The sequence below is a fragment of the Pseudoalteromonas sp. 0303 genome (assembly GCF_013349995.1).
Taxonomy (GTDB): Bacteria; Pseudomonadota; Gammaproteobacteria; order Enterobacterales; family Alteromonadaceae; genus Pseudoalteromonas.
This window is the reverse complement of record NZ_JABVXF010000028.1, coordinates 1-13,752: the sequence shown is the minus strand read 5'-3', so window position 1 is coordinate 13,752 and position 13,752 is coordinate 1. Positions and strand designations below refer to the sequence as shown.

10 protein-coding genes are annotated in these 13,752 nt (G+C 42.8%); 6 read left to right on the top strand and 4 right to left on the bottom strand.

Annotation, left to right across the window (positions count from 1 at the left end):
* Positions 1-157: 157 nt before the first annotated feature.
* Positions 158-859 carry a M15 family metallopeptidase gene (locus tag HUS62_RS16410; protein WP_175080436.1) on the bottom strand — a complete coding sequence of 234 codons (702 nt, stop codon included), beginning with the start codon at positions 857-859 and terminating at the stop codon, positions 158-160.
* A gap of 52 nt (positions 860-911) precedes the next feature.
* On the bottom strand, positions 912-2,525 hold the full coding sequence (locus HUS62_RS16405) for a sensor domain-containing diguanylate cyclase (RefSeq protein WP_175080435.1): 1,614 nt from the start codon (positions 2,523-2,525) through the stop codon (positions 912-914).
* Between the two features lie 374 nt (positions 2,526-2,899).
* Between HUS62_RS16405 and HUS62_RS16400 the strand changes: the two genes are divergently transcribed.
* Positions 2,900-4,087, top strand: a complete 1,188-nt coding sequence (locus tag HUS62_RS16400) for an acyltransferase family protein (RefSeq protein ID WP_175080434.1) — start codon at positions 2,900-2,902, stop codon at positions 4,085-4,087.
* 59 nt (positions 4,088-4,146) lie between these two features.
* On the opposite strand, the gene HUS62_RS16395 is transcribed toward HUS62_RS16400, so the two are convergent.
* A complete protein-coding gene (locus tag HUS62_RS16395) occupies positions 4,147-7,011 on the bottom strand; it encodes an FAD-binding and (Fe-S)-binding domain-containing protein (RefSeq protein WP_175080433.1) in 2,865 nt (954 codons plus the stop codon).
* A gap of 350 nt (positions 7,012-7,361) precedes the next feature.
* Here HUS62_RS16395 and HUS62_RS16390 point away from each other — a divergent pair, with 350 nt between their 5' ends.
* From HUS62_RS16390 to HUS62_RS16370, 5 genes are read left to right on the top strand one after another with little or no spacing between them, the layout of a single operon-like run.
* Positions 7,362-9,170 (top strand): glycoside hydrolase family 3 protein, encoded by a 1,809-nt coding sequence (locus HUS62_RS16390; protein WP_175080432.1) that lies wholly within the window; start codon positions 7,362-7,364, stop codon positions 9,168-9,170.
* A 48-nt stretch (positions 9,171-9,218) separates the two neighbouring features.
* Entirely contained in the window at positions 9,219-10,016 is a 798-nt protein-coding gene (locus HUS62_RS16385) for a putative hydro-lyase (RefSeq protein WP_175080431.1), read from the top strand.
* 6 nt (positions 10,017-10,022) lie between these two features.
* Positions 10,023-10,754, top strand: coding sequence for a 5-oxoprolinase subunit PxpA (locus HUS62_RS16380; RefSeq protein WP_175080466.1), 732 nt, complete (start codon positions 10,023-10,025; stop codon positions 10,752-10,754).
* On the top strand, positions 10,739-11,602 hold the full coding sequence (locus HUS62_RS16375; protein WP_175080430.1) for a glutamate cyclase domain-containing protein: 864 nt from the start codon (positions 10,739-10,741) through the stop codon (positions 11,600-11,602). The genes HUS62_RS16380 and HUS62_RS16375 overlap by 16 nt, the downstream gene beginning before the upstream one ends.
* A gap of 2 nt (positions 11,603-11,604) precedes the next feature.
* Entirely contained in the window at positions 11,605-12,462 is an 858-nt protein-coding gene (locus HUS62_RS16370; protein WP_175080429.1) for an aminotransferase class IV, read from the top strand.
* A 49-nt stretch (positions 12,463-12,511) separates the two neighbouring features.
* On the opposite strand, the gene HUS62_RS16365 is transcribed toward HUS62_RS16370, so the two are convergent.
* The gene (locus tag HUS62_RS16365; protein ID WP_175080428.1) at positions 12,512-13,492 is read right to left on the bottom strand and encodes a WD40 repeat domain-containing protein; all 981 of its coding nucleotides are present in this window, start codon (positions 13,490-13,492) and stop codon (positions 12,512-12,514) included.
* Positions 13,493-13,752 lie beyond the last annotated feature (260 nt).

Below are 13,752 nucleotides of genomic sequence, written 5' to 3'. Positions count from 1 at the left end.
AGACGCGCGAAACAAGTTTCACGCCTACATCAAACCGTAGGCGTCATGCTTGCATGGCGTGTCTAACATTCAACGCCATTTGATCAAGCTAACTCAACATTCAAAAACAATACTTTTCGGCTTAAACCTTACAGCTGAAAGCTTAAAGCTGTTTTACCTACTCCACCACAAAATCAAAATAGGTGGCGGGGTATGCTTGCGGTTGGTAGGTAAAATGCCACCATTCCATTGAATAAGGGGCAAAGCCGGCCTCTGTCATCAGGGTTTTTAGTTTATAACGATTGGCTTTTTGCTCTGCACTAATACGTGAGTCGTCGGTGTTAGAAAGAGTGTCGAACATATCAAACGGTGAACCCATATCGAGCTCTTTGCCTTTTGTATCAACTAAGGTTAAATCAATCGTTGAACCACGGCTGTGACCCGATTTAGCAGCAATGTAATCACCAAGCAGCTGGTCTTTGCCTAAGTTTGGATAAAACTCAGCTTTAGTGCGGGTATCTTCTAAATCGTTAACCCAACGCACAAAGTGATCAACGGCGCGCTGCGGACGATAACAATCAAATATTTTTAAGCTTAGGCCTTGGGTTTGCGCTGCTATTTGCACATTTTTTAGAGCAGTGGCAGCACTGTTATGCAATAAACATTTAGGTGCGTTATAGCCATCAACTGGTCTGCCAACAAAGTTATGATGACCAAAATAACGGATATCTAACACGGCATTAGGTAGCAAAGAACCTACATCCACAAATTCGCTACGTTTATCATCGCTAGGGTTTGCACAAGCAGCACTTGCACTCATAAGCGCAATACCTAACAGAGAAGTAGATTTAGTTAAACGAGCCAACAAAGTGAATGCCATTTTGATTTTCCATAAATAACTTAATAGCATCCACTATTGCACATTAAATAACTTATTCCAAGATTGAAAGCTCAGAAACTGGAGCAAGATCTTGGCTATATGTGGCATCGACAACTGAGCGGTTACGCCCTGTTTTTTTAGCTTGATATAAAGCCTGATCAGCAAGCTTAAATACTTCATCAATGTTTAATTGCTCAATTGGCCAGCCTGAAATACCAATCGATACATTAATGCAGCCAACGGGGTCTATGTAGCTTTCTGACACCCGCATACGCAAACGCTCAGCCAGTTGATACGCACGTTTTGCTTCGACTCTTGGCATGATCACAATGAATTCTTCACCGCCTGTACGAGCAACTACATCACTATCGCGAGTGACATCTAACAAAATTTTAGCCAACGACTGCAGTACCACATCACCAATGTCATGACCAAACTCATCGTTTACCCGTTTAAAATGGTCGATGTCGATAGCCAATACAGCAAAAGGACAACGCTGAGCTATCAAATGGCTAATTTGCATATCAAGGCTTCGGCGATTATGAAGGCAAGTGAGGGGATCAGTTTGCGCTTCTTGACGCAATAGCCCTATTTTACTTTGTAATAGCCCTACCCCTTTTAACATGGCTTTTCTGAGTTCATTACTTTCAAAATACCATGAGCGAATTTGTGTCAGCTCAAGTGACGTTGAAGGGCGATCTAAAGTATTTGCGGTTTCGGCTAACTGCCTCAAAGGCTGAGCAATTAAACGTGCTAATACCCAAATGAATATAAAAGTCAGCAAACCAATTGGGGCAGTTTTTACAAACACTTGCCACATTAAATTATCAAGCGGAGCAAGTGTGTTTTCGAGTGGGCGCTGAGTGACGACCCCCCAAGAAGCGACCGTCATAGGTGCGTAGCCTGCAAGCATCTCAACGCCTTTGCTGTTGGTAACAAGCTGTGTGCCGGCGTTTCCTTTTAGTACTTCTTTAATTACTTTGTTATCAAACACTTGCTCACCAATACGGCTTTTATCTGGGTGATACAGTAAGCGATGATTTTCATCAACCACATACAAATAAGAGCCGTCTTGATAGTAATGAACTTGCAGCAGTTCATTTAAAATACTGGTACGTTTTAAGTATAAGGTGCCGCCTACATAACCAATAAAATTACTTTGTTTGTCGAATAAAGGCTGCGATATAAAGATCAGTAAATTGCCCGCCATCGAAATATACGGCTCGCTGATCATTGGGGTGCGATACGATAAAGCGGCTTTAGTGCCAAAGCTATCTACTTTACGGTTTTGTAGCTTCAATGACTTTGGAGAAACCCCTAGAATATCACCCTGCGCATTAACAATAATGGTCGAATTAAAACTATTAGTTTGTAGCCTTAGTCGGTCTGCCTCAGCATTAATTAAGCCTTGATTATTAAAATCGTCTTCAAGAATTTTTCCAACATAAGCAAGCTGTTGCTGAGCATTAAGTAAAAAATTATCGGTCGCTGACACCAACTTAGCGGCGTATGCTTTATGATTATTAAGGGTTTTATCTATTAGTTGTTGCTTTTGAACTTGGTAGCTCGAGTAATAACTATTTAGAAAGGTTATAAGCGTTGCTGAAAACGCTAACACTAAAATTAAGCGGCGTAGATTTAAACCACGACTAAGACTATTAAGCACGATACTTCTCACATACAGGCCCAAAGTCCATATTGGGAATATCTAATACCTTTATACTAGCAAGATGTTCTGTGTACCTCTATAAAACTTTTGTCATAATTTGATTTAGCGCAAACAAATGAGTGCAATTACTCTAATTAATTAAAGTAACTCTGTTTAATAACTTCAGCTACCAAGCACTCGTTGAATATGAACAACATCAAAGTCACTTACCAACAACCCTCGTTATTTAACATGTTGAATTTAATAAACTATAAAGCTTAGTACTGTTAAAAGAACAGCTAATACATGCGATTTATATTGTTCAAATAGCAGTTTGCTTTGATGTAATAATTTATTACACTATAAGAAAAATACAACAATAAAGTTTTCCTATGCGTCAACACTGTGCTGAAATCATCAATAAACTCCCTTCACATCGTCTTATGGCGTTAGATGTCATGCGGGGATTGACTATTACCGCCATGATATTAGTGAATAACCCAGGTAGTTGGGGAGCGATGTATTGGCCTTTGAAACATGCACAGTGGCATGGTTGGACGCCTACCGATTTAATTTTTCCATTTTTTATTTTTATTGTCGGCATGTCTATCACGCTTTCAGTAAATAGCTTGCGTGCTAAAGGAGTCAGTGATCAGCAAATACTAAAAGCGGGTGTTATTCGCACCATTAAACTCATTGCCCTCGGTTGGTTTTTAGCCTTGTTTTATTACAACTTTCGAGACCCCTCTTTTAGCTGGGTTGATGACAAGCTATTGCAGCTGCGCGTGTTGGGCGTGCTGCAACGTATCGGTTTGGTGTATTTAGTCGCTCTGTGTTGTTATCTTTATTTATCACCTAAGAAAATAGCCATTACTTGCATCGCTCTCTTATTATTTTATGGCGCCGCCATGCTTTATATCCCTTATACCTTGCCAAACGGCGAGGTAGTGAGTGGCTTATGGTTACATGGCAATAACTTAAGCGCCTTCATAGACAATACCGTACTTGGTAGTCATCACCTGTATTATGCCAACGCTAAGCCACTGCCATTTGACCCTGAAGGGCTATTCTCAACACTACCTGCCACTGCAAGTGCACTTAGCGGTATCTTGGCTGCGGTTTATTTAACTAAGCAAACCGACCTTAAAAAACAAGCCCGTACACTTATCTTTCTGGGCACATTGGCTGTTCTTGCCGGCTATGCTATTTCGCCATTAACGCCTATCAATAAAGCCTTATGGACACCGAGCTATGTGCTGCTCAGCTCAGGGCTGGCAGCGATTTTCTATGCACTGTGCAGTGCTATTTTAGATATTTATAAGCTGCGCAGCTGGGGCGCTCCGTTTATTGTATTTGGTGCGAATGCAATATTATTTTTTATGTTCGCAGGCGTGTTTGCACGGCTATTAATTATGATCCCGCTCGGCGATAGCAGTTTAAAAGGCTATATTTATGGCCTAATACAATTAGTGTTCAGCAATGATTACCTCGCTTCTTTTAGCTTTTCACTGCTGTTTTTAGTGGTGTCTTATGGGGTGATGTACAGCTGCTACCGCAAAGGCATTTTTTGGAAAGTGTAAGTTTTAAAAATAGATGAGCCAGTCAGTAACTGGCTCATCAAATTAGCAATTAAGCCTTGTTATATTGTATGGCTTTGCTTATCGAGTAGATACAAAATTGACTGGTAGCTAATGCCACTGTGTTCAGTTAAACCAATTTCGCAACTACGGCTATTAGACACGCCACGACTACAGTTTTTTGGTACTTGTGGTTTAAGGGTTTTTAACGCGTTGCTATTGAGTTCTGGTAAGTTAAAACCCTTATCACCGGCAAAACCACAGCACTCTATATCAGCTGGAATAATCACCTCATTACTACATGCCTTGGCAAGTGATACTAGGCTTTGCTCTTTACCTAATCGCTTTGAGCTACAGGTAACATGGAGCATTACCGGCTCATTCACTTGCGTTACTTGTAAATTAGGCAGTAAATGCTGGGCTGCAAAATCAGCACTTTCATAAATTTTGAGTGCCGTATTTTGCGTGGCATTTAGAGTAGTAAGCGCACAAGGGCTGGCATCAAAAACAATGGGGTATTGGCCATTATTTGAAAGCGCCTCGAGCTCAGTAAGTAACTGCTCACTTTTATTTTTAGACTCTTTATTAAAGCCTTTGCTAGCAAATGGCATACCACAACAAAGTGAATCTGCTTGTGTCGGAAGTATCACTTCATAGCCAGCTTTGGCTGCGAGTGAATAAATAACATCAAGCAGTGGGCGCTTATCATCAGCACGTTTATCGGCCGCAAAAATTCGGCTTGCGCAGCTTGGCATATACACCAACTTTTTCGCTTGTTGGGGTTGTTGAAGCTTTCTATTAATTGGCTGCTCAGCCCTTGGCCACGCCGAGTAATACAGCGGTGTACCAAGCAACTTATTAGCAGGTTTACTCAGGCTTCTTAGGTTACTGCTACCGATTGCTTTTTCGAGCACCTGTATTACGGATAAGCCAAACCGTGCACCATTAGCAACAACCGCAAAATGCTTGCCCGCAAAGCGTGATAATGATCGAGCAACCTTGCTAGAAGAAGCTTGCTCTGCTCTGAGTGATTTTATAAATTCACCTGTGTTTATCCCCACCGGACATTTAAGGCCGCAAAGACCCGTTGCCGCGCACGAATCAATACCAAGGTATTTAAAGTCGGCCTCGATAACACTGAGCTTTTGATTTAACTTCTGTTTGCTTGCTACATCTTCGGTTGTAAGTAATTGATTGTGCAGCTCTGTGCGGTGTCGCCATAAAGTAATACGCTGCCTCGGTGTTAAGGTAAGCCCTTTTGACGGGCAAACAACTTCACAAAAACCACATTCAATACAGGTATCGATAATATCATCACTTTTTGGCATGACTTTTAAATGCTGAGTGTGAGCATTTTTGTCGTGATTAATAATAACGCCAGGGTTAAGAATATTTTGTTTATCGAATAATGCTTTAAGCGCAACCATCACCGCAAAGCCATCGTCTCCCCATTCGGTGGCAACAAACGGCGCCATATTCCGCCCTGTACCATGCTCAGCTTTTAATGACCCTTTTAGTTCAACCGCCACTAAGTTCGCCACATCAGCCATAAATTGCTCGTATCGGCTTATTTGCTCTGGTGTATCAAAAGCTTGGGTGAATACAAAGTGCAGATTTCCGGCAAGTGCATGCCCAAAAATAATGGCTTCATCATAGCCATATTTAACAAAAAGTTGATGAAGCGCATTCACGCCCTCAGCTAATTTATCAAGGGCAAAAGCAACATCTTCAATAATCACCGTGGTGCCAGTTTCGCGCACTGCGCCAACCGCAGGAAACGTGCCTTTACGGATATTCCAAAGTGCCGCATTACGGACGCTGTCTGCTGAAAACTCAATCGCTGCCAGTTGGCTTTGCTTAAACTCGGCAAGAAGTTGCTCGGTGATCTTTGTGAGCGCATCGAGTGCCTGTGCATTTTCAGCTCTTAACTCGATTAACAGTGCCGCTGATTGCTCTGGGTAACTAGCCACTTCTTTTGGCATGATGGCGTGCTCAGACACCGACATCAGGGCACGTTTATCTAGTAGCTCAACGGCTGCAACATCAAGTTCACTCAGCCTTTGTACCAGCTCACACACCTTGCTGATGTCGTCAAAAATAAAGAAACCTGTGTGTTTGTACTTATGCTCAACTACGGTGTGGTAGGTGATATCAGCGATAAAAGCTAACGTACCTTCAGAGCCAATAATGAGGTGCTTAATGATTTCGATTGGATCAGAAAAATCCAGCAGCGCATTTAAACCATAGCCCGTGGTATTTTTTAAACGGTATTTATGGGCGATGCGCTCACTCAAATCGGGGTTTTGCTTTACGCTATCAACCAGGCTCATTAGCTCATCAACCCAAAGACTATGGCTTTGCAAAAAAGCATTACAGCTTTGGCTATCAGCCGTATTAAGCACAGTGCCATCGGCAAAAATGAGGGTCATATCTTTTACTGTGTGGTAGCTGTTTTGCGCCACCCCACAACACATGCCCGATGAATTATTTGCCGCCATCCCCGCTATTTTGCAGCTATTAATTGAAGCGGGATCAGGGCCTATTTTTTTACCAAACGGGGCTAATACTTGATTTACTCGAGCGCCAATAATAGCCGGTTGTAAGCGTATTGTCTCGGCGTCATCAAGGATTTCAAACTTGCTCCAACTATCGCAAAGTAAAACCAATACAGAGTCAGTAATTGCTTGCCCAGATAAACTCGTTCCAGCGGCGCGAAATGTGATGGGTACGTGTTGCTCGTTGGCGGCAATGATCACTTGCCGTGCTTGATTTTGATTGCTAACTAATACAATTAATTCAGGGATTAATCGATAAAAGCTGGCATCTGTTCCGTACGCATAGCGGCGCGAGTAATCTTCTATTAATGCTGACTCTGGTAAAAAAGGTTTAATTTGCTGTTTAAATGCGTGTAACCGAGTTAAAGCCATCTCGCCCCCAGGCTTGTCATATTTACGCTGATGATTATGGAATATATTATTACTTTAAATTGTACTAAAAAGCGACCCATTAAATTGATAAATTATCAACTTGCCACGCTTTTAATAAGTATAAAGGTTTGGTTATTTATGCCTGTTAGCCCTATTTGGTGATCTAACTTAGCTTTTTGCAGTCGGACTCAAAAACCGCTAGGGTAGCAAAAAAATACTGTATTTATATTTAAAAACCCATTAACATCAAGAATAATTTATTCTAAAAACTAAATAAGCGTTTTGCTTTGGAGCTTGCTGTGTTAAATAAGTTTGCACTATCGTCACTGGTTATCGGATTAGGATGTTTCATGCCATTACAATCATCATTTGCTGAGTCTGCATTAACTTTAAAACAACAGTTAGGGCAAAAGCTCATGCTTGACCTACGTTATTACTGCGAGCAAGACCCGGGTGAGCAAAAATGCCGTACACCGGTGACAGAACTGCCGGCCGATTTAGCAAATATCATCACTAAACATAACATTGGTGGGGTGATCTTATTTGCAGAAAATATCGATACTGTGCCGCAAGTGATCAAACTTAACAATGACCTACAAAAAGCCGCCGCTAAGTCAGAGTTAGGCTTACCGCTGTTTATTTCGATAGACCAAGAAGGTGGCCGAGTTGCCCGTATTCCTCGTGATGTAGGAACGTCGTTTACCGGTAACATGTCGATTGGCGCGACCTATAAAGAACATGGTACCCACTTCGCAACTGAATCTGCACGCATTATTGCCGACGAGCTATTGGCACTGGGTGTTAATGTTAACTATGCACCCACGGTTGATGTAAACATGAACCCAGATAACCCCGTTATTAACGTGCGCTCTTACGGTGAAGATCCGCAATTGGTTGCAAAACTAGGTGGTGCCCAAGTGGCAGGGTTTGAAAACAACGGCGTTATTTCATCGTTAAAGCACTTTCCGGGGCATGGCGATACGAACGTAGATAGCCACACAGGCCTGCCAAAAGTAATGCATGATAAAGAAACCATTTGGCAGCAAGATCTCCCCCCTTTTAAAGAAATTATTAAAAACCAACAACCGGGTATGATCATGACTGCCCATATCCAATACCCTGCCCTTGATGACAGCACGTTTGTCAGTAAAGAAGGCAAAACCATGATCAAACCTGCAACGATGTCGCGCAAAATCATCACCGACTTATTGCGTGATGAACTCGGTTATCAAGGTATTGTGATCACCGATGCACTTGATATGGCGGGGATTAGCCACTTCTTTGAACCAATTGAAGCAGTGATAAATACCTTTGCAGCGGGTGTTGATATTGCGCTTATGCCAATTGAAATAAGAAGCCCTAAAGACTTAACAGTACTTGAAGCCCTGATTGAGCGATTAGAGCAAGAAGTACAACGCGGCACGTTAAATGCCAACGAGATGAGTGCTTCTGCAACACGCATTTTAAAACTTAAAGAAAAGTTTAAACTCACCTCTTTACTTGATGACGAGGCAGCAATCAAAAAAGCACAGCTTTTACTGGGTGATCAAAGCCATAGAAAAGTAGAAGCCGAATTAGCATTAGCAGCTATCACCGAAGTTAAAAACGAAAAAAATACCCTACCACTCGACATTAAATCAGGCAGCAAAGTGCATATTATTATGCCAGATACCCGCAAGTGCTATGCCCTACAGCAGGCGTTAGTTGATAACACTGATAAGTTAATCAGCTTTAGCTGCACTAGTTTGCAAGGCTATGAGAAGCTTGCCACGTTAAAAGAAATTAACGAAGCCGATATAATCATTGCCGCAAATGCCTCACCAAAACAAAGTGCTGTTGAAGTAGGTGGAATGGACGATTTAGCTGATAACCCAGAATTTGCAATTGCTAAAGCAGATCAATCTGCGGCATTAGAATCATTGCTAAAACAAGCAAAATTAGCCCATAAGAAGACCGTATTTGTAAGCTTACGTGCCCCTTACGATATTGCTCAATTCGGAAAATTTGGTGATGCTGTACTTGCCACCTATGCTTACAATATAGATGTAGATACAGATGAAAAGATTGCTGGTCCTGCATTCACAGCACTAGCAAAAGTTTTACTAGGGAAGGCCCCTGCTAAAGGGCAGCTGCCCGTTACTATTAATGACCTGAACTGAGTGTTATTGTAGCAACTATGGGCAAGTGTTAACTTCAAGGAGAGTCACATGCAAAAAAATGCATCTTTAACCACTCCTGCGGCTATTCGTAAAATGGTACGTGAGGGTGACTACAGTGGAAATACATCGGGTTTTGCACCGGGTTTTGTGCAAGCAAATTTAGTGATTTTACCTAAACAATATGCGTTTGATTTTTTGCAGTTTAGCCAAGCAAACCCGAAAGCTTGCCCGATCATTGCTACTAGCCGTTTACCGGGCGTTACCGATATGCCAACCGTTGGTGAAGATATAGATATTCGTAGCGACTTACCTCGTTACCGCGTCTTTAAAAATGGCCAAATGGTTGAAGAAGTAACTGATATTACAAGCCATTGGCGCGATGATTTAGTCACCTTTTTAATTGGTTGCTCGTTCTCGTTTGAAGAAGCGCTTATTGCCGCAGGTCTTGAGATCAGAAATATCAGCGAGCAAAAAAATGTGCCTATGTATGTGACCAATATGGCCTGCCAGAGTGCGGGGATTTTCCACGCCAATATGGTCGTTAGCATGCGCCCAATGAAACCTGCAGATGCTATTCGCGCGATCCAAATTTGCAGTCGTTTTCCAAGTGTACATGGTGCGCCAGTGCATTTTGGTGACCCTGTAGCAATTGGCATAAAAGATATTAACAAGCCTGAATTTGGCGATGCGGTGACCATTAAAGAAGGCGAAGTGCCCGTATTTTGGGCCTGTGGTGTTACTCCACAAGTTGCGATTGCCAACGCAGCACCTGATTTTTGTATCACGCATAGCCCAGGACACATGCTGATCACTGATATTCCAAATAGTAAAATGGCAGCGTTATAAATGACGATGAAACTAAACTGTGACCTTGGCGAAAGCTTTGGCATGTGGAAAATGGGCTTAGACGAGCAAGTTATGCCACATATTGATATGGCAAATATTGCTTGTGGCTTTCATGCTGGCGATGCCGATGTGATGGCAAACACCCTAGCCCTCGCCAAGCAGCACAAAGTAATGGTTGGCGCGCACCCAAGTTACCCAGATAAGCAAGGCTTTGGTCGCCGCTCAATGGCTATGAGCGAAAAAGAGCTGACCAATTGCCTGCATTATCAAATTGCTGCAATTGATGGTATGGCTGCAGTACATGGTTTAACGCTCGAATACGTTAAGCCACATGGCGCACTGTATAACGATATGATGAGTGACGAGCAAACGCTGAATATTGTTATGCGCGCAGTGGCAAGTTATGCAAAGCCATTAAAGCTGATGATTTTAGCTACCAACCAAGCTGCCAAACACAAAGTACAAGCAAAAGAGCTTGAACTAGAACTCATTTTAGAAGCGTTTGCCGACCGCCAATACACAGACGAAGGTAAACTTGTTGCGCGCTCTTTAGCCGGCAGTGTACACGACAAAGCGGCGCTAATGGCACAGGTAAAACAGTTAGTTGCACATGGCACAGTTACAACGCGAAGTGGTCAGCAGCTGGCACTTAATGCCGATAGTCTATGTGTTCACGGCGATAATGAAGCGGGTATTGCGCTCATTCAAGAGATCAAGGCACTATGTCAGCAAGTCTAAGCGACGCAGCGCTCAGCCAACAAATTGAAACCATGATGGTTGAACAGAACCCGCGTGGTATGCAGCATTTATACGCAAAACAACTAACGGGGACGTATTTACGCGCGGCAAAACATCTTTATAAAGCACAAGGTACTGTGTTGATAGGTACGGGCTTTGCGGTTAACAATACTTTCGAAACCGACGGCCCTGTTGGAGCGATAGCTCTTTACAAGGTACTCGAAAAGCTTGGTAAACAGCCCATTTTGGTTACTGGCAACCCCCTTTACAGTGCCCTAAAAAATGACTTTAACTGTTTTGAGCTGCCAATTAATAGCATTGATAATGCACACACTTTTAGCATTAAAGCCCTTGCGCAGCTAAAACCTGATTGCGTTTTATCAATAGAACGCCCGGGGCTTAACGAGCATCAGCGTTATTATAATATGCGCGGTATTGATATTTCTGAGCATTGCGGCTGCTTTGATTTTTTTGTGACAGAAGCACCTTGCCCCACCATAGCGATTGGTGATGGCGGTAACGAAATAGGCATGGGTAACCTCGCAAAGCATATGCAAGCGCTAAACATCACTCCTTGTTTAACAACCTGTGATGAGCTGTTACTCGCCGATGTATCTAACTGGGCAGCATACGGGCTCATTGCCTTTTTAAGTCGCTGGCATAACACCGATTTGCTGGCTGATATTGAGCCACTTAACATTTTGCATTACCTAAGTGAGCGCGGTAGTGTCGATGGCGTCACCCATAAAAATGAGCTCACCGAAGACGGCCTGCATGCTATGCATGGTCAACAATTAATAACTCGGCTTCGCCAACTTGGCGGCTTTACGACAGAGAATGAGGTTTAACTATGGGCACGGTATACCTAAACGGTGAATACCTTGGCGCTGATGAAGCAAAGATTTCACCAATGGATCGCGGCTTCTTATTTGGCGATGGCATCTATGAAGTGATCCCATCATACCAAGGTAAAATGCTAGGCTTTGGCGCACATATTGAGCGTATGAATAACGGTTTAAACGAACTTGAAATTAAGCTCGATTACAGTGCCGATACATGGCGTAAAATCTGTAATGATTTATGCGAGAAAAACCAAGGTGACAACCTAGGGATTTATTTGCACGTCAGCCGCGGCGCTGATACTAAACGTGCTCACGGTTACCCAACTAATATTACCCCGACCGTATTCGCGTTTGCTTTTGAAATTCCAGCAGAGCCAAAAGGCGAGATCGACAATGCAACAACTTACACTGTATCGCTTGAGCAAGACCGTCGCTGGCAACGCTGCCATATTAAATCAACGGCACTGCTTGGCAACGTGATCCATTACCAGCACGGTGCAGCAGCAGGTAACAAAGAAACCATTCTATTTAACCGCTTAGAAGAAATTACCGAAGCTAGTTCAAGTAACGTGTTTATTGTAAAAGAGGGTGTGATCAGTACGCCACCACTTGATAACCAAATTTTACCGGGGATCACCCGCTGGTTAATCCTCAATATTCTTCACAGTTACAGTGACTTTAAAGTGCAAGAGCGCATTATTAGTAAAGATGAGTTACTTGATGCCGACGAAGTATGGATCACCAGCGCCACTAAAGAAGTTGGCCCAGTTGTAAAAGTAAATGGCAAGTTAGTTGGCGATGGTAAACCTGGTGCAGTTTGGCAACAAGTGCAAAGCTTGTTTACCAAGCATAAGTTTGATTACTAATTTAATCGCACTCAAAAACAAACGCCTACTGAAAGTAGGCGTTTTTGTTTTAGCTTTTATTTGCTTTATAAGGCCAAGCTTGCAATAGGCCGTCACTGGTTTCTGAATATAGTTGCTTACCATCGTAAGCCACACTCAGAACCGACGTTCGCTGGCGCTGTTGTTTAGCTTCGTATTCAGCGATTAGTTCACCATCTGCAACGCGGTATAAACGCATCTTCATTTTTGGTGAGCCCGTTAATAGCCATTTATCTTGATTGATAAATTGCGATGCAGTGAATTCAATAAAGTTAGAGTATGAGGCCACTTCTGATAGCTCTTTTTTATTAGCTAAATCAAAGAATACACGATCATCAACCGAGTCAATTGCAAAGCCCAAGCTTGCTGTTTTATTTAAAGTAACGTGATTCACTCTAGTCGCTAAACGCTCTTCAAAGCGAGTGCTACCATCACTTGTTGACCAAAGCTTAACGTACTTGTCGCTTGAGCCAGTAAACGCCCACTGACCATCAGCCGATAACGCCACGCTATTAATATCTAAACGATGAATATCAAAACGCTTAGTATCACCTGTACGGGTATTTATCACCTCAGCCTTGCCGCTACGATAAGCGATAACCAAAGTATCGCCTACGGCTGAAATAGCGATGTCTCTAGCGATTTCTTGCCCGGTAAGCCAAGTACCAATACTACGCCCAGTGCGAGTATCGTATAAAGTCACCGATAATCGATTTGAAATGAAAAAACGAGATTTGTTAGCGCTAAAGCCCGCAAGCTCAACATGTTCAGCGCCCTGCCCTGTTATACAATCGTATAAACGCGCTTCTAACTGATTATCCCAAACGCACACCTCAGATTGGGTTGCCACTAACGCGTGACTCGCATCCTCGGTTAGCGCCGTGGCACTTAGTAGCTCATTGCCATGGGCAAATTCACTACTAGCAGGGGCAGTAAACACCTCACCTCCATCACAGCCCACAAGGCTTAGTGCAAATACACAGCACAGAGGTTTAAACAGTTTCGACGTCATGATCATTCTCAATTTTTATAATTATTTTTGTATTGGAGCAGTGTAATGAAAATAAGCGGAAGTTGGTAGAGAATCTAGCTGTCAGCTTTCAGCCGTCAGCCATCAGATAAAAGTCGAGATGCGAGATGCGAGATGCGAGATGCGAGGTGTGAGGTGCGAAATGCGAGGTACGAGATGTGAGGTAGGAGATGTATGGACTCCTCCCCCAAATGGGGTGAGTACGGTATAAAGAGATTGGACAATTACTTTTACCAATAAGG